Here is a 16,747-nt window from a genome sequence, read left to right as displayed (position 1 = left end):
GGGGCGTGTTCGGGTAGTTGCAGAACATGGAGATCGGAATCGCCACCTTCATCACCGATGAAGGCATCAGGCCGGACGTCCTCGCCGCCGCCGTCGAAGAGCGCGGGTTCAGCTCGCTCCACATCACGGAGCATTCGCACATCCCGGTCAGCCGGGAGACGCCGTACCCGGGCGGTGGCGACCTGCCGCGCGTGTACTACCGGACTTTGGACCCGTTCGTCGCGCTGACGGCGGCGGCCGGGGCCACCTCAAAGGTGAAACTGGGCACGGGTGTCACGTTGGTGCAGCAGCGCGACGTCATCCACACGGCGAAAGAGGTCGCTTCGCTGGACCTGGTTTCGCGAGGCCGGTTCCTCTTCGGCGTCGGCGTCGGGTGGAACCGGGAGGAAATGCGCAATCACGGCACGGATCCGCGGACGCGGGGCGCGCTCGTGGACGAGCAACTCGCCGCGCTGAAGGAGATCTGGACCAAGGACGAGGCCGAGTTCCACGGCGAGTACGTCGATTTCGACCCCATCTTCGCGTGGCCGAAGCCGGTGCAGAAGCCGCATCCGCCGATCTACATCGGCGGGGCGGGGGAGAAGGCGATGGAGCGGATCGCCAAGTACGGCGACGGCTGGCTGCCACACGCCCACACACCGCCGGAGGAGCTTCGCCGGGTGCGTCAGTGGCTGGCCGACCAGGGCCGGAGCGACATCAAGTTCTCCGCGTTCGGTGCCACCCCGGAGGAGGACGCGCTGAGCAAGCTGGTCGAAGGCGGCGTCGACGAGGCCACGCTCTTCCTGCCGACCGAGCCCGAAGCGGCGACACTGGAGCTACTCGACCAGTACGCGAAGGTCGCCGAGAGCTTTCGGAAGGGGCAACAGGCGTGACTGAGGTTCAAATCGGCTTGGCCGCGGCACTCGAGCAGTTCTCGCCGCGCGAGTCGATCCGGCTGGCGGCGCTGGCCGAACAGCATGGATTCTCCGGCCAGATGGCCGCCGACCACTTCCAGCCGTGGGTCCCTCAACAGGGTGAAGCGTCCTTCGTGTGGAGCGTGCTCGCCTCGTTGGCGGAGAACACCACCGGCGACCTCGGACCAGGCGTGACCTGCCCGTCGTTCCGGCTGCACCCGTCGATGGTCGCGCAGGCCGCGGCGACGCTGGAGGCGACCTACCCCGGCCGGACCTGGCTCGGCATCGGCTCCGGCGAGGCGCTCAACGAGCACATCATCGGCGGCTACTGGCCCGAAGCGCCCGAGCGGGTACGGCGGATGTTCGAGGCGCTCGAGGTCATCCGGAAGCTGTTCACCGGCAAGGACGTCAAGCACAGCGGCGAGTTCTTCAAACTGCACACCACCCGGCTGTGGACGCTGCCGGACGAGCCGCCGCCGATCTACATCGCGTCGGCGGGCCCGTACACCTCGCGCAAGACCGGTGAACTCGCCGACGGGCTGATCACGCCGGGCGCGTCGATCGAGAAGCTGGCGGGGATCCTCGACAACTTCGGCACCGGCGCGCGCAAGGCGGGCAAAGACCCGGACACGATGCCGAAGCTGCTGCAGGTGCACCTGTCGTGGGCCGAGGACGACGAGACGGCGTGGGCCAACGCGATGGACCAGTGGCCCAACGGTGGCATGAAGTTCCCGAAGGCCGACATCCGCTCGCCGTTCGACTTCGCGCAGATGGCGAAACTGGTGCGGCGTGAGGACTTCGAGGGCCGCATGGTCGTCTCGTCCGATCCGGACGTGCACCGCGCGGCGCTGCAGAAGTACGTCGACGCCGGCTTCAACCGGATCTACGTCCACAACGTGGGGCGGAACCAAGACGAGTTCATCGAGACCTTCGGGCGGGACGTGCTTCCGAAGCTGACCGCCTAAATCTCGCTACTGCTATGAACGGCCCGTTACTTGCAAATTTTGCAAGTAACGGGCCGTTCATAGCACGGGGTCAGGCGTTCTTGTCCAGCAGCAGGCGCACCGACAGCTCCAGCCGGTTCGCGACGTCGGCCGCGGAAGCGCGCCGGGTCACCCAGGCGACCAGGTTCGCCATCCAGACGTCGGCGATGACGTGGAAGATGTCGCGATCGACCTCGGTCGGGTCCTCGATACCCATCGCCTTGGCGAACATGTTCTCCATCAGCCGCCCGACCTGCTCGACCTCGGCGGCCGCGGTGGTGTCGGCGAACATGAACGCGCGGACCATGGCCTCGGTGAGGTGCGGATCGCGCTGCATCAGCCGGGTGTTGCGGCCAAGGACGAACATCAGCCGCTCGCTCGCGGTGTCGCCGGGGATGGCGGAGCGTTCGAGTTTCTCTTGCGCGCGCTCGAATTCCCTGGCAAGCCCGGAGACGAGCAGGTGGATCTTCGAGGGGAAATAGCGGTACAGCGTGCCGAGCGCGACGTCCGCCTTTTCGGCGACCGCGCGCATCTGGACCGCGTCGTACCCGCCCTTCGCGGCGAGACTGAGGGTCGCGTCGATGATGCGGCGCCGCCGGTCGCGTTGTGCGGCGGAGCCCAGTTCGTCGCCGCCCAGCGCGGAGAGACCGTTGCCGCTACGCGCCTTCGCGCTCGTGGGTGCCTTGGCCTTCCCTGGCATCGCCACGTCCCCCTTCATCGAACCGATCTTCGGAACTTGTTCCACTTTCCCCGCGTAGCGTACCTAAGCGGACGAACTGTTCAAGACGTGACCCACTGGGCAAGAAACTGTAACACGTTCTACACTCGCTAGTAGGTCTGGCGAGGAGGTCCCACCCGTGTCGATCGCGCTCACCGAGGAACAGGCGGCGCTGGCCGCGTCGATCCGGGCCTGGGCGGCGTCCGCCCGGCCCGTCGACGCCGTCCGAAGTGGCCGGATCACCGAGCCGCCGCCAGGACTGGCGGAACTCGGCTTGTTCGGCGTCGCGATTCCCGAAGACGTCGGCGGCGCGGGCGGCACGCTCGCCGATCTGGCCGCCGGGCTCGCCGAAGCCGCCGAAGCACTCGTACCCGGTCCTGTCCTCGGGACTGCGTTGGGCGGCGCGCTGCTCGCGACGGTTCCGCAGGCCGCCAAAGAGATCCTGCCCGGCCTCGCGGACGGGACCGAACGGCTGGCGGTGGTGCTCGGCCCCGGATTCGCCGTCTCGGGTTCGGTCGTCGACGGCGAGTCGGGGCCGGCACTCGACGTGCATCCGTCGGCGTGGTTGCTGGTCTCCACCGGTGACGTCTCCGCCCTCATCCCACCAGGGACGTCCGGAGTGGACATCGAGCAGTGTGACCCGTTCGACGTCTCTCGCCTGGTCGGCCGCGTCCGATGCGCCGGTGTGACACCCGAAGCGGTTTTCGCGTCGCTGCCCGTGGACGACTACGCCGCCACGCTGGGTGCCGCCGAAGCCGCCGGTATCGCACGATGGTGTCTCCGGACCGCCGTCGAGTACGCGAAAGTGCGAGAGCAGTTCGGCCGTCCCATCGGGTCTTTCCAGGCGGTCAAGCATCTTTGCGCGGAAATGCTCTGCCGGGCCGAAGCCACCGACGCCCTGGCGTGGGACGCGGCGAGGGCGGCAGACGACCCCGCGCAGCGCACTTTGGCGGCCGCGACGGCGGCGGCCTACGCCCTCGACGCGGCCGTGGCCAACGCGAAGGACTGCATTCAGGTCCTCGGCGGCATCGGCTTCACCTGGGAGCATGACGCGCACTTCTATCTGCGTCGCGCCGTCGCCCTGCGTCAGTGGCTCGGCGGTTCCGCCCGCTGGCGCCGTCGTGCCGCCGAACTCGCGCTCCGCGGTGACCGGCGGACGTTGAGTGTCGAGGTCGGCGAAGACGCCGAACTCCGTGACCTGGTAGGAGAAATCGCCACCCTGCCCGAGCAGGGACGACGTGTCGCACTGGCCGATTCGGGTCTGCTGGCACCGCATTGGCCCGCGCCGTACGGCCGGGGCGCCACCGCCGCCGAACAGTTGCGGATCGACGCCGCCCTCGCCGATGCCGGTGTCCGCCGTCCCGACATGGTGATCGGTTCCTGGGCGATCCCGACACTGCTCGAACACGGTTCGCAGGAGCAGCGGGACCGCTTCGCCGCGCCCACCTTGCGCGGCGAGATCACTTGGTGCCAGCTGTTCAGCGAACCCGAAGCCGGCTCCGACCTCGCGTCGCTCCGCACGACGGCCCGCCGAGTCGACGGCGGCTGGCTGCTGAACGGCCAGAAGGTGTGGACGTCGCTCGCGCGTGAAGCCGATTGGGCGATCTGCCTGGCGCGCACCGACCAGGACGCGCCGAAACACAAGGGCATCACGTACTTCCTCGTCGACATGACCACCGGCGGGATCAGCACCCGCCCGCTGCGCGAGATCACCGGCGACGCCGTCTTCAACGAAGTCTTCCTCGATGACGTCTTCGTGCCGGACGACAGGGTGGTCGGCGAGGTGAACGGCGGCTGGCGGCTCGCGCGGACGACGCTGGCCAACGAACGCGTCGCGCTCGGCAGCGGATCCGCGGTGGGGGAGGGCGTCGAGCACCTGCTCGCCACTCTCGACGGTGACGCCGACTCGGAGAAGCTGGGCGCGCTGATCGCCGACGGCAGCGCGTGTTCGGTCCTGGACCTGCGGGCGACGCTGCGGCGGCTCGACGGCCAGGACCCGGGCGCCGAATCGAGCGTGCGCAAACTGCTGGGCGTCCGGCATCGGCAGGCGGTGGCGGAGTTCGCGCTGGAGGCGCTCGGTGGGAACGCCCTCGTCGCCGGTGACCCCGCGCAGCACGAGTTCCTGCTGACCCGCTGCCTCAGCATCGCGGGCGGCACGACACAGGTGCTGCTGTCGCTGACGGCCGAGCGGCTGCTGGGGCTGCCGCGGTCCTGAAAGTCCCTGTCACGGCTCTCTCGCGTGTTATGAAAGGTCCGTTCATAACAAGATCTGTTATGAACGGACCTTTCATAACACCCACCGCCCGCCGCCTGTCGGTCCCGTGCTCTAACGTGCCGGTCGTGGAGTTCGGCACAGAAACCCAAGCCACCTTCGTCCCCTCGGATCCCCCGCGGGACGGCGTACTGGCGCTCTGGGGAGACGGCATAGCGGGTGACACCCCGATCGAACTCGTGCTGCCGGTGGGAAAGGTCTTCCGGCGCACGAAGGTCGACGCGGCGCTCGTTCCCTTGTCACGCGCGATTCCGCGGCTGCTGACCGCCGAGGGCGACCTGAGCCCGGCCATCGCCGCGTGGTCGGCCGTCGCCGAGGCCGGGGTGAACCTCATCGCCCGCGGCAGGCTGCTGCCCGCGGCCTCACCCGGCGGGGTGGATTCGTGGCGGATCGGCCCGCTCGACGTCGCCGACGAGGAGCTGCTGCGCGGGCTCGCGGCCGCGCTGCCGCCCGAGGCGCACGCGCTGCCGTTGTCCGGGCTGAAACGGATTCGGTTGCATTCGCCGGAGTCGTTGATCCGCGCGCTCTGGGACGCGACGGCGGACGTGCTGGTCCGCACGCCCGCCGCGAGTGTCACGGCGGGCGGTCCGGCGTTCGCGGCGGCCGAGTCGACGCTGGTCGGGCCGGACGGCGCCGCGTGGCTCGCGGAGCTGAGCGCGCGGCAGGCGCAGGACGCGCATCTCGTCCTGCGCATGGAGGTGTCCGAACCCGAAGGTCCCGAAGAAGAGGCCACGTTCGCCGCGGTCCTCGCCGTGCGGAGCGCCGCCGACCCGAGCCTGATCGTCGAAGCGGCGACGTTGTGGGAAGCGCCCGAAGCGGTACTGGAGCGGATGGGCGAGCAGGTCGAGACGCAGTTGCTGCTCGGGCTGCGGCGAGGGGCCAGGGCGTGGTCGCCGCTCGGCCGCATGCTGCGGTCGGCCGCGCCGACCGAACTGGCGCTGGAGTACGACGAGGTCGTCGACCTGCTGAGCCACGGGGACGCGGCGCTGGGTGGCGCCGGTATCGAGGTGCAGTGGCCGAAGGACCTGTTTGCGAGCGAACTCAAGGCGAAGGCGAGCGCGACGCAGGCCCCCGGCAGTGTCACCGGGCCCGAGTTCACGCTCAAGAGCCTGTTGCAGTTCCGCTGGCGGCTGAGCGTCGGCGACGAGGAACTCACCGACGCCGAGGTCACCGCGCTCGCCGAGGCGAAACGGCCGCTGGTGCGGCTGCGGGGCAAGTGGGTCAAGGTCGACGCGCGCCTGATCGCGAAGGTGCGCGCTCACCGCGCGAAGAAACTGTCCGGGGCCGAAGCGCTGGCCGCGGCTCTCACCGGCGAACTGGAGCTGGACGGCGAGAAGGTCGAGTTCACCGCGCCGTCGGCGTTGACGGGGCTGCTCCAGCGGATCCGTGACAGCGCCGCGGAACCGATCGAGCAGCCCGCGGAACTGCGGGCCACTCTGCGGCCGTACCAGAAGGCGGGCCTGGCGTGGCTGGCGACGATGACCGGGCTAGGCCTCGGCGCCTGCCTGGCCGACGACATGGGACTCGGCAAGACGATCCAGCTCATCTCCCTGCACCTGCACCGCCGCCCGCTCGAGGAAGGTCCCACGCTCGTCCTGTGCCCGACGTCGTTGCTGGGCAACTGGGAACGCGAGTTCGCCCGGTTCGCGCCGGGCATCCCGGTGCGCCGGTTCCACGGCGGCGGGCGGCATCTCGACGAGGTCGCGCCGGACGAGGTCGTGCTCGCCACGTACGGCGTCCTCCGCCGGGATCGAGAGACCTTGTCCGAAGTGGACTGGGGGATGATCGCCGCCGACGAGGCGCAGCACGTCAAGAACCCGCTTTCGGTCACCGCCAAGGAACTGCGGAAGATCCCGGCGGCGGCGAAGGTCGCGCTGACCGGGACGCCGATGGAGAACCGGCTCACCGAGCTGTGGTCCATTGTGGACTGGACGACCCCAGGGCTGCTCGGCTCGCTCGACGGGTTCCGCCGCAAGGTCGCCCGCCCGATCGAACGGAACCGGGACACCGCCGCCACCGAACGGCTCGCCGCGACCGTGCGGCCGTTCTTGTTGCGCCGCAAGAAGACCGACCCGGACATCGCCCCCGAACTCCCGCGCAAGACCGAGACCGACCGGTTCGTCCCGCTCACCGCCGAGCAGACGACGCTGTACGAGGCCGTCGTCCGGGAGAACCTCGCGATGATCCGCGAACTCGACGGGATGGCGAGGGCCGGGCAGGTGCTCAAACTGCTCACCGAACTCAAACAGATCTGCAACCATCCGGCGCAGTACCTCAAGGAACCCGGCGTGCTGCACGGCCGGTCCGGCAAGCTCGCCGCCTTCGAGGAACTGCTCGACGTGGTCCTCGACGAGGGCGACAGCGTGCTCGTGTTCAGCCAGTACGTCCAGCTGTGCCGCCTGCTGGAGAAACGCCTTGCCGAACGCGGACTGCCGACGATGCTGCTGTCCGGGTCGAGCACGCCCAAAGCCCGCGAGGAGATGGTCGCCCGGTTCCAGGCGGGTGAGGTGCCGGTGTTCCTGCTGTCGCTCAAGGCGGGCGGTGTCGGGCTCAACCTGACCAAGGCCACCCACGTGATCCACTACGACCGCTGGTGGAACCCGGCGGTCGAGGACCAGGCCACCGACCGCGCGTACCGGATCGGGCAGGACAGGCCGGTCCAGGTGCACCGGCTGATCGCCGAAGGCACCCTGGAAGAGCGCATCGCCACGGTCCTGGAGACCAAACGCGGCCTTGCCGACGCGGTCATCGGCGCGGGCGAGAACTGGATCACCGAACTGTCCGACGACGAACTCGCCGACCTCGTCCGGCTCGGCGACACCTGATGCCCAGCGTGACCGGGCGGAAACGGCGCACCTTCGGCAACACGTGGTGGGGCGAGGCGTGGGTCGAGGCACTGGAAAAGCGCGCCAAGCTCGACCCGAACCGGCTGCCGCGCGGGCGGACGTACGCGCGCAAGGGCGTGGTCGGCGAGCTGGCGGTCGGCACGGGCGAGGTGACGGCCCGGGTGCAGGGCAGCCGTGCCGTGCCGTATCGGGTGACCATCCACATGCGGGCGTTCACCGAGGAGCAGTGGGAGAGCCTGCTCGGCATGGTCGGTTCACGGCTCGGGCACGTCGCCGCCCTCCTCGACGGCGAGCTGCCCGGCGAGCTGGCCGAGGACGCGCGGGCCGCCGGCGCGGACCTGCTCCCCGGCCCAGGCGATCTGCGCCCGAAGTGCTCCTGTCCCGACAGCGCGAACCCGTGCAAACACGTCGCCGCGGTGTACTACCTGGTCGCGGACGAGGTCGACGCCGATCCGTTCGTGCTGTTCCTGTTGCGCGGCAGGCCGAGGGAGGCCGTCCTCGCGGAACTACGGTCTCGCCGGGCGCCCGCGAGCGAGTCCGGCAAGCGGATGCGTGCCCCCGCCGCGCCCGGCGTCGACCCGAAACGCGCCTACACCCGGCGGATCGCGGCGCTGCCGCCGCGACTGGCGGTCCCGGGCACGGTCGGGCCACCCGCGGTCCTCGACCTCGATCCACCGCACCGCACGGGCTGGAGCAGTGACACGTTCGCCGAACTCGCCGCCGACGCCGCCGCGCGGGCCTGGGAACTGCTGGTCATGGGGCCCGGCCGCGAACCGGGGCTGTCGTTCGAGGAAGACCTCGCCCGCCGGGCGGCGATGGGCGATCCGGACCTGGTCACCGAACTCGCCGAGGCCGCTGGGGTGCCGGTGCGGGACCTCGCCGTCTGGGCCCAGGCCTGGGGTGAGGCGGGCCGGGGCGGGATGGCGGTGGTTCGGGAGGTGTGGCGGCCGGGGCAGGCGCCGCTCGCGCGGGCCAGGACGGACTTGGCCGAATCAGGGCTGCCGGGAGCGCCGAAGACCTGGCGTAACCGGATCACGCAGGGTGGCCTGCAACTGCGCTACGGCCGTGACGAACGCTGGTACCGCTTCGTGCGCGACGGCGAGGGCTGGCGGGTCGACGGCCCGCCGTCCACGCGGCCGACGGACGTGATCTACCCACCCTGACGTTGAGCAGCTGGACCGAGCCGGCGGTTTCGCGTGTCTGAACGGACGGCACGTGTGATCAGACGGACGACACACGTGATGGGAGGGCCGCAGCGTGTCGTCCATCTGATCACACGTGCCGTCCATCTGATCACGCGCAACCGCCGGACAGTAGGTGACTTTGAGGCAGGGGCACCTCACGAGGAGCCGGTGCGGTAACTCCATTCCAGGAACCGTTCCACCCCGCGGACCACGTGCGCGCTGCGGATCGACGGGAAGACGTCGAAGGCGTGCTGCGCGCCGGAGATCTCCGCGTAGGCGACCGCACGCTGGGATTTCTCCCGCAGGCGCCGCACGAATTCGCGGGCCTCGCCCACCGGCACCAGCGAGTCGTGGACGCCGTGGATGACGAAGAACGGCGGCGCGTCCTCGGTGATGCGGTCCAGTGGTGACGCCGCGATGTAGTCGTCGAGGAAGTTCACCGGGTCCTTGTCCGCCTCGAAGACGTGCCGGGCGATCAGCGTCTTCAGCCGGGTTTGGCTGGAGCGCCGTCCGCTGGTCGCGGCGAAGTCGTACACGCCGTAGTGCGGTGCGCACGCCTGGATGCTGGTGTCGGCCTCGGTGAACCCGGGCTGCAACGCCGGGTCGTTCGCGGTCAGCGCCAGCAGCGCCGCCAGATGCCCGCCCGCGGAACCCCCGGTCACCGCGACGAACGACGGGTCGCCGCCGTAGGACTCGGCGTGGTCCCGGATCCAGGCCAGCGCGCGTTTCGCCGCGATGATGTGCGCGGGCCACCGGGCGGCGGGGGAGAGCGGGTAGTTGATCGCGAAGCAGATCCAGCCGCGTTTGGCCATGTGCAGCACCAGCGGAAGGCCCTGCTGGTCCTTGTTGCCGATCACCCACGCGCCACCGTGCACCTGCACCAGGATCGGCGCGCCGGTGACCTTCTCGCGCGGCGCGTAGACGTCGAGCAGGAACCGCTTCCCGCCGGGGGCGTAGGCGATGTCGCGCGTCCGCCGGACCTCCGGGTCGCGCATGCGGAACGGCATGGCCAGCTGACCCCACGGGGTCGCGAGGTCGGTCGGGCTCGGCGGGTGCTCGAGTTCGTCGGCGTAGGCGTTGCCGATGCCTTCGGTGAGCGCGGTCTCGATCTCGTCACGCGCTCGCTGGGACTGGGCGATCAGCGTGCCGAGCCCGGCCGCCGACGCGGCCGCGAGGGCCAGACCGGTCTTGCTCGATCCGCCCCGGTGCCGGGCGACGTGCGCCGCCGCGTCGGCCGCGGTGAGGGCGAGCAGATGCGGGGCGAGTTCCCCGGTGAGCCAGCCCGCGAAGAACGCCGGAACCGCTGTCCGGGCGCCTCTCGGCGGCTTCAACGCGTTCGCGGTGAGCGCGAGCTGGAGTGCCTGGCGGAGGACGAAACTCGGCTGCATGGGCACCGATCCTACCGCCGGGTGACAGCCTAGAACCGGTTGCAGAGTTCGCCTAGGGTGACTCTTATGCAGAGATTGAGTGGTCTGGACGCGAGTTTCCTCTACTTGGAGACACCGACCCAGGTCCTGCACGTGTGCGGGCTGCTCACCCTCGACGGTTCGACCATGCCCGGCGGCTACGATTTCGAGCGCTTCAAAGAGAAACTGGCCGAGCGGGTGGCGCTGATCCCGGCATTCCGGCGCAAGCTGCACAATCCACTCTGGAATCCGACCCACCCCGTCTGGGTCGAGGACGAGGATTTCGACCTCGAAGCGCACGTTCACCGGATCGGCGTACCCGCGCCGGGGGACCGGCGGGAACTGGCCGAACTCTGTGCCCACCTCGCGGGACAACGGCTGGATCGCGCGCAGCCGTTGTGGCAGTTGCACGTCATCGAAGGCCTGGCGGACGGCGAGACCGCCGTCCTGCTCAAGATGCACCACGCCAGTGTGGACGGTGTGAGCGGCGCCAGCCTGATCACCTATCTCGCCGGCCTGGAACCGGACGCCCCGCCGCCGGAGATCGCGCGGGACGAACGCCGCAACGCGGGCGTACCGGGCAGGCGGGCGTTGCTCGGCGCCGGGCTGACGTCGTTCGTGAAAGGCCCGGTCGCGCTGGTGAAGCTGCTGCCGGACCTGCTCGAACTCGTCCCGAAATGGCTCGGGAAAGCCCTACAGGGCAAGGGGATGCCGGTTCCGTTCACCGCGCCGCGCACCTCGTTCAACGGGACGATCACCGCGCACCGCAGCGTCGCCTATGCCTCCCTCGGCCTCGACGAGGTCAAACAGGTGAAGAACACCTTCGGAGTGACCGTGAACGACGTCATCCTCGCCGTCGTTTCCGGGGCTCTGCGGCAGTTCCTGCGGGACCGGGGCGAGCTGCCGGACGATCCGCTGGTCGCGACCGTGCCGGTGTCGGTACACGAGCGGACCGAACGCGACCGAGGCAGCAACAAGGTCTCGGCGTTCTTCACGTCACTGCCCACCCATCTGGAGGATCCCGCCGCGCGCGTGTTCATGCTGGCGGAGTCGAACCGGCTGTCCAAGGACCACCACCACGACATCGACGCCGACATGCTCGGAGACTGGGCCCAGTTCTCGGCGGCGACCATGTTCGGCCTCGCGGTGCGCGCGTATTCGGCGCTGCGCCTTGCCGAACGGCATCCGGTGGTGCACAACCTGGTGGTGTCCACTGTGCCCGGTCCGCCGATGCCACTGTACCTGCTGGGCTGCGAGATCACCGGGCTCTACCCGCTCGGTCCGGTCTTCCACGGCGCCGGGCTCAACGTGACCGTGCTGTCCAACGCGGGCCGGGTCGACGTCGGCCTGCTCGGCGCCCGTGAACTCACCGGTGACCTGTGGCCGCTCGCCGACCACTTCCCGGACGCGCTCGCGGAACTGCTCGAAGCCGCGCGTGCACAGAGGTGACGCCGGCCGGCGGCGCGGGAACGAACCGGCTCGCCCGCAGGACACAGGCGGCGTGCCCGGCCGGGATCTCGTAGGACGCCGCCCCGGGGATCCGCGCGGCCAATGACCGCCGGTGCGCCGGGGCGGTGAACCGGTCCTTCACGGTCACCACGCCGCTCAGCGGGGTCCTGGTCAGGTGGCGCCGCCGTTTCTCGAGGGGGTTGCCGTCCGGCCGCCTTCCGGATAAGACTAGAACAGGTTTCAGTATTGTGCCCGTCCGGCCCGGTGAGGAGCCAGAGTGGACTTCCAGTTCGACGAGACGCAGACCGAGGTCACCGCGCTGACCGCGCGCGTGCTCGGCAAGGAGCGTGACCCCGCCGAAACGTGGCGCGCGCTCGCCGATTCCGGTCTGCTCGCGCTGGCGCTGCCCGCCGAACTCGGCGGTGACGGCCTCGGCGTGGCCGAAGTCGCGTTGGTCCTGACCGAACTCGGCCGCGTCGCCTCCCCGGTGCCCGCGCTGGCGTCGCTGGCCTTCGGCGTCCTGCCGGTGGGGGCGCTGGGCGCGCCGGATCAGCTGGCCGCGCTGCTGCCGCCGGTCGCCACGGGCGAATCGGTGCTCACGGCCGCGCTGCACGAACCTTCCGCACCGTTCACCACCCGGCCCGCGACCGTGGCCGAGTCGGCGGGGGACTGGCGGCTGAGCGGGGTCAAGGTCGGCGTGCCGTTCGCGGCGGAGGCGGCCCGGATCCTGACGCCCACCTCGCTGCCCGGCGGCACCGGCGTCTTCCTGGTCGACCCGCGGGCGGACGGCGTGACACTGACGCCGACGAGAACCTCTTCCGGCACCCCGGACTATACGATGACGCTGGACTCCGTGACCGTCACCGACGCCGATCTCCTCAATGGCCACGGTCCCGGCGCATCGATCGCCACCCTGCACCGGTTCGCGCTCGCGGGCACGGTGGCGTTCGGCGACGGGCTGCTCGCCGGCGCGCTGGCGCTGACCACCAAGCACGTCGGCGAACGCGAGCAGTTCGGGCGCCCGCTGGCGGCGTTCCAGGCGGTGGCACAGCAGATCGCGGACGTCTACGTGGCTTCGAGAACCGTCCAGCTGGCCGCGCGGTCGGCGGTCTGGCGGCTCGCGGCGGGGCTCGACGCCGAAGCGGAACTCGACATCGCGGCGTACTGGCTGGCGGAGGAGGCGCCCGAGGCGCTGGCCGTCTGCCATCACCTGCATGGCGGGGTCGGCGTGGACGAAACGTATCCACTGCACCGATTCTCGTCGGCGGTCAAGGATCTCGGACGGACGCTCGGCGGCGCCTCGCATCGGCTGGCCGGACTGGGCGAACTGGCGGTGGGGTGAACCGATGCTGATCGAACTGACCGCGGCGCAACGGCAACTGCGCTCGGAACTGCGAAAGTACTTCGCCGGACTGGTGAGTGCCGAGGAGCGGCGCGCGATGCTGCGCGAGCGGCACGGGCCGGTGTACCGCGAGATCGTGCGGCGGATGGGCCGCGACGGCTGGCTCGGCGTCGGCTGGCCGGAACAGTACGGCGGCCGGGGTTTCGGCGAGATCGAGCAGCACCTCTTCGTCGACGAGGCCGCCCGCGCCGACGTCCAGCTACCGTCGGTGACGTTGCAGACCGTCGGGCCGACCTTGCAGGCTTTCGGCACCGAGGCGCAGAAAGCCTTGTTCCTGCCCAAAATCCTCGCGGGCGAGGTGCATTTCGCCATCGGGTACACCGAGCCGGACGCGGGCACCGACCTCGCGTCGCTGCGGACGACGGCCGTGCGTGAGGGCGACGAATACGTCGTCAACGGCCAGAAGACCTTCACCACCGGCGGGCACGACGCCGACTACCTCTGGCTCGCCGTGCGGACCGCGCCGGACGCACGGAAACACAGCGGGATCTCGATCCTCATCATGGACACCCGCGATCCGGGCTATTCGTGGACGCCGATCATCACCTGCGACGGCGCGCACCACGTGAACGCCACCTACTACTCGGACGTCCGGGTTCCGGCGGACATGCTGGTGGGCAAGGAGAACGAGGGCTGGCGGCTGATCACCACCCAGCTCAACCACGAACGCGTCATGCTCGGCCCGGCCGGGCGCATCGGCGGGCTTCACGACCGCGTCCGCGACTGGGCGGCCTCCAGGAAGACCCCCGACGGAACCCCCTTGCTCCACCTGCCCGACGTGCGCGACGTGCTCGCCGAAGCGCTCGCGACCGCCCGGGTCAACGAACTGCTGAACTGGCAGGTCGCGGCGTCGTCGGCGACCGGGCCGGTGGCGGTGGCCGACGCCTCCGCCACCAAGGTCTTCGGTTCCGAACGCATCCAGCGGCTGGCCAGGAGACTGGAGGAACTCGTGGCACGACACGGCGATCAGGCCGACACCGAAACCGCGGAACTGGCCCGGTGGCTGGACGTGGTGGCCAAACGCAACCTGGTGCTGACCTTCGGCGGTGGTGTCAACGAGATCCAGCGTGAACTGATCGCCACCGCGGGTCTCGGCTTGCCGAGGGTGCCGCGATGAGTATCCAGGAAGCGGCCGCCCACATCGCCGCACAAGGGGAATCCGCGCCGAGGGCCGCCCGTGACGCGGTCAACCAGGCGATGGTGAACAACTGGGTCGAGGCCATCGGGGACCGCAATCCCGCCTACGTCGACGAAGAGTTCGCCACGAGAAGTGTCCACAAGGGACTGGTCGCGCCGCCCGCGATGGCGCAGGTGTGGATGATGGGCGGGCCGCACTGGACTCGCGCGTCGGACGATCCGCTCGGCGCGATGATGGAGGTGCTCGACGAGGCCGGGTTCACCTCGGTCGTCGCCACCAACTCCGAGCAGAATTACCATCGCTACCTGCGGCACGGCGAACACCTCTCGGCGACCGCGAAACTCGAGAGCGTCGTCGGGCCGAAACGCACCGCGCTCGGCGAAGGCTGGTTCGTGACGACGAAGACCACTTGGTACGTCGGCGACGAGGCCGTCGCGGACATGGTGTTCCGGGTGCTGAAGTTCCGCCCGCCGGGCGCCGGACCGGCCAAGGCGGCCGCTCCGGTGCTGCGGCCGGTGATCAGCAAGGACACCGAGTTCTTCTGGGCTGGCCTGCGCGAAGGGGAACTGCGGATCCAGCGGTGGGGTGAGACGCTGCGGCATCCACCCGGCCCGATGCCGCCGGACGGCGACCTCGACGCGAAGCCGGACTACGTCGTCGCGTCCGGGCGCGGCACGGTCTACAGCTACGTGGTGCACCACCATCCGAAGGTTCCGGGCAAGGACCTGCCGTTCGTGGTGGCACTCGTCGAACTGGCGGAAGGTGTCCGGGTGATGGGCGAACTGCTCGACGCCGACCCCGGAGCAGTCCACATCGGACTTTCGGTGGAGGCCGCGTTCGTGAAGGTCGACGAGGAACTGACGTTGCCCGCTTGGCGGGTCGCGCGATGAAGGACTTTTCGGTCGGCACCGAGCTGCCGCCGCTGGCCATCGAGGTCACCCCGACGTTCGTGGTGAGCACGGCCGTGGCGACCCGGGATTTCCAGGATGTCCACCACGACCGGGACGCCGCCGTTCGGCGCGGGTCGAAGGACATCTTCCTCAACATCCTCACCGACACCGGCCTGGTGCAGCGGTTCGTGACCGAGTGGGCGGGGCCGGAGGCGCTCGTGCGGTCGATCAAGATCCGGCTCGGCGTGCCCTGTTACGCCTACGACACCCTGACCTTCACCGGCCGGGTCACGGAACGGGACGGTGACGACGTGGTGATCGCGGTGTCCGGTGTGGACAGTCTCGGCGAACACGTCACCGGGACCGTGGAACTCACGCTGGGAGGTGAGTGATGACCCTGTCCGGGCGGGCCGCGATCGCCGGTATCGGCGCGACGGAGTTCTCCAAGGATTCCGGGCGCAGCGAGCTGCGGTTGGCGGCCGAAGCGGTTTCGGCGGCTTTGGCCGACGCGGGGCTCAAGCCGTCCGATGTGGATGGTCTGGTCTCGTTCACCATGGACGGCAACAGCGAGATCGCTGTCGCGCGGGAACTCGGCATCCCCGAACTCAAGTTCTTCAGCCGGATCCACTACGGCGGCGGGGCGGCGGCCGCGACCGTGCAGCAGGCCGCGATGGCCGTCGCGACCGGAGTCGCGGACGTCGTCGTCGCGTACCGGGCCTTCAACGAACGGTCGGGGACGCGGTTCGGCCAGGTCTCGCCTGCCGCGGCGGGGCAGGTGAACTCGTCCGGTGTCGACAACGCGTTCCACTACCCGATGGGGATCGCGACGCCCGCCGCGACCGTCGCCATGCTCGCCCGGCGCTACATGCACGAGTACGGCGCGACCAGTGAGGACTTCGGCAGGATCGCCGTCATCGACCGCGCTCGCGCGGCGACGAATCCGAAGGCCTGGTTCCACGGCAAGCCGATCACACTCGAAGACCACCAGGCGTCCCGCTGGGTCGCCGAACCGCTGCACCTGCTCGACTGCTGTCAAGAGAGTGACGGCGGGGTGGCGCTCGTGGTCACCGGCATCGAGCGGGCGCGCGACCTGCCGCGCCGGCCCGCCGTGATCGCGGCGGCCGCGCAGGGCAGTGGTCCGGACCAGTACGTGATGACCAGCTACTACCGCGACGACCTCCCGGCGTTGCCCGAGATGGGTGTCGTCGGACGGCAGCTGTGGGAGCAGTCCGGTCTCAGGCCTGGCGATATGGATCTCGCCGTGCTGTACGACCACTTCACCCCTTATGTCCTGATGCAGCTGGAAGAACTCGGCTTCTGCGGCAAGGGGGAGGCCAAGGACTTCATCGGCGGCGGGACCCTGGAACTCGACGGGAAGCTGCCGCTCAACCCGCACGGCGGACAGCTGGGGGAGGCCTACCTCCACGGGATGAACGGGATCGCCGAAGGGGTCCGGCAGGTGCGGGGCGACGCCGTCAACCAGGTCGACGGGGCCACACGCGTGCTCGTGACCGCCGGTACGGGCGTACCTACGAGCGGGCTGGTCCTGACCGCGGGCTGACATCA

The 16,747-nt window shown here is 69.9% G+C and carries 13 protein-coding genes; 11 read left to right on the top strand and 2 right to left on the bottom strand.

Features of this window, described 5'->3' with window-relative positions; translation table 11 throughout:
* Positions 1-26 precede the first annotated feature (26 nt).
* Together BS329_RS00155 and BS329_RS00150 are read left to right on the top strand one after the other, a co-directional pair.
* Entirely contained in the window at positions 27-872 is an 846-nt protein-coding gene (locus BS329_RS00155; RefSeq protein ID WP_076154583.1) for an LLM class F420-dependent oxidoreductase, read from the top strand.
* Positions 869-1,858 carry a TIGR03557 family F420-dependent LLM class oxidoreductase gene (locus BS329_RS00150; protein ID WP_076154581.1) on the top strand — a complete coding sequence of 330 codons (990 nt, stop codon included), beginning with the start codon at positions 869-871 and terminating at the stop codon, positions 1,856-1,858. The genes BS329_RS00155 and BS329_RS00150 overlap by 4 nt, the downstream gene beginning before the upstream one ends.
* A gap of 70 nt (positions 1,859-1,928) precedes the next feature.
* Here BS329_RS00150 and kstR read toward each other — a convergent pair whose 3' ends face one another.
* The gene (kstR, locus tag BS329_RS00145) at positions 1,929-2,576 is read right to left on the bottom strand and encodes a cholesterol catabolism transcriptional regulator KstR (protein ID WP_076155070.1); all 648 of its coding nucleotides are present in this window, start codon (positions 2,574-2,576) and stop codon (positions 1,929-1,931) included.
* A gap of 157 nt (positions 2,577-2,733) precedes the next feature.
* Here kstR and BS329_RS00140 point away from each other — a divergent pair, with 157 nt between their 5' ends.
* The 3 genes from BS329_RS00140 to BS329_RS00130 all read left to right on the top strand — a co-directional run bounded on the left by BS329_RS00140 (position 2,734) and on the right by BS329_RS00130 (position 8,875).
* Complete coding sequence (locus BS329_RS00140; protein ID WP_076154579.1) at positions 2,734-4,809, top strand: acyl-CoA dehydrogenase family protein; 2,076 nt, start codon at positions 2,734-2,736, stop codon at positions 4,807-4,809.
* 116 nt (positions 4,810-4,925) lie between these two features.
* Positions 4,926-7,691, top strand: coding sequence for a DEAD/DEAH box helicase (locus BS329_RS00135; protein WP_076154577.1), 2,766 nt, complete (start codon positions 4,926-4,928; stop codon positions 7,689-7,691).
* Positions 7,691-8,875, top strand: a complete 1,185-nt coding sequence (locus BS329_RS00130; RefSeq protein WP_076154575.1) for an SWIM zinc finger family protein — start codon at positions 7,691-7,693, stop codon at positions 8,873-8,875. The genes BS329_RS00135 and BS329_RS00130 overlap by 1 nt, the downstream gene beginning before the upstream one ends.
* A 176-nt stretch (positions 8,876-9,051) precedes the next feature.
* Here the strand turns inward: BS329_RS00130 and BS329_RS00125 are convergent, their stop codons facing one another.
* On the bottom strand, positions 9,052-10,284 hold the full coding sequence (locus BS329_RS00125) for an alpha/beta hydrolase (protein WP_076154573.1): 1,233 nt from the start codon (positions 10,282-10,284) through the stop codon (positions 9,052-9,054).
* 66 nt (positions 10,285-10,350) lie between these two features.
* On the opposite strand from BS329_RS00125, the gene BS329_RS00120 reads away from it, so the two are divergent.
* The 6 genes from BS329_RS00120 (at position 10,351) to BS329_RS00095 (ending at position 16,742) form a co-directional block, all read left to right on the top strand.
* Entirely contained in the window at positions 10,351-11,751 is a 1,401-nt protein-coding gene (locus tag BS329_RS00120) for a WS/DGAT/MGAT family O-acyltransferase (RefSeq protein ID WP_076154571.1), read from the top strand.
* 277 nt (positions 11,752-12,028) lie between these two features.
* Entirely contained in the window at positions 12,029-13,093 is a 1,065-nt protein-coding gene (locus BS329_RS00115) for an acyl-CoA dehydrogenase family protein (protein ID WP_076154570.1), read from the top strand.
* A gap of 4 nt (positions 13,094-13,097) precedes the next feature.
* Entirely contained in the window at positions 13,098-14,270 is a 1,173-nt protein-coding gene (locus BS329_RS00110; protein ID WP_076154568.1) for an acyl-CoA dehydrogenase family protein, read from the top strand.
* A complete protein-coding gene (locus BS329_RS00105) occupies positions 14,267-15,181 on the top strand; it encodes a bifunctional MaoC family dehydratase N-terminal/OB-fold nucleic acid binding domain-containing protein (RefSeq protein ID WP_076154566.1) in 915 nt (304 codons plus the stop codon). Before BS329_RS00110 ends, BS329_RS00105 begins: the two co-directional genes overlap by 4 nt.
* A complete protein-coding gene (locus BS329_RS00100; RefSeq protein WP_076154564.1) occupies positions 15,178-15,573 on the top strand; it encodes a MaoC family dehydratase in 396 nt (131 codons plus the stop codon). Before BS329_RS00105 ends, BS329_RS00100 begins: the two co-directional genes overlap by 4 nt.
* Positions 15,573-16,742, top strand: coding sequence for a lipid-transfer protein (locus tag BS329_RS00095; RefSeq protein ID WP_076154562.1), 1,170 nt, complete (start codon positions 15,573-15,575; stop codon positions 16,740-16,742). The genes BS329_RS00100 and BS329_RS00095 overlap by 1 nt, the downstream gene beginning before the upstream one ends.
* The last annotated feature ends 5 nt before the right edge of the window (positions 16,743-16,747 follow it).

It is taken from the genome of Amycolatopsis coloradensis (genome assembly GCF_001953865.1).
In the GTDB taxonomy this organism is placed as follows: Bacteria; Actinomycetota; Actinomycetes; order Mycobacteriales; family Pseudonocardiaceae; genus Amycolatopsis; species Amycolatopsis coloradensis.
Note: the sequence above shows the minus strand (reverse complement) of the source record. Positions and strands in the feature narration are given on the sequence as shown.

What these genes read in the sequence shown, in the direction of transcription:
- BS329_RS00155 (WP_076154583.1), top strand. Translation starts at nt 27, where the DNA reads ATGGAGATCGGAATCGCCACCTTCATCACCGATGAAGGCATCAGGCCG.
- kstR (WP_076155070.1), bottom strand. Translation starts at nt 2,576, where the DNA reads ATGCCAGGGAAGGCCAAGGCACCCACGAGCGCGAAGGCGCGTAGCGGC.
- BS329_RS00130 (WP_076154575.1), top strand. Translation starts at nt 7,691, where the DNA reads ATGCCCAGCGTGACCGGGCGGAAACGGCGCACCTTCGGCAACACGTGG.
- BS329_RS00125 (WP_076154573.1), bottom strand. Translation starts at nt 10,284, where the DNA reads ATGCAGCCGAGTTTCGTCCTCCGCCAGGCACTCCAGCTCGCGCTCACC.
- BS329_RS00120 (WP_076154571.1), top strand. Translation starts at nt 10,351, where the DNA reads ATGCAGAGATTGAGTGGTCTGGACGCGAGTTTCCTCTACTTGGAGACA.
- BS329_RS00110 (WP_076154568.1), top strand. Translation starts at nt 13,098, where the DNA reads ATGCTGATCGAACTGACCGCGGCGCAACGGCAACTGCGCTCGGAACTG.
- BS329_RS00105 (WP_076154566.1), top strand. Translation starts at nt 14,267, where the DNA reads ATGAGTATCCAGGAAGCGGCCGCCCACATCGCCGCACAAGGGGAATCC.
- BS329_RS00100 (WP_076154564.1), top strand. Translation starts at nt 15,178, where the DNA reads ATGAAGGACTTTTCGGTCGGCACCGAGCTGCCGCCGCTGGCCATCGAG.
- BS329_RS00095 (WP_076154562.1), top strand. Translation starts at nt 15,573, where the DNA reads ATGACCCTGTCCGGGCGGGCCGCGATCGCCGGTATCGGCGCGACGGAG.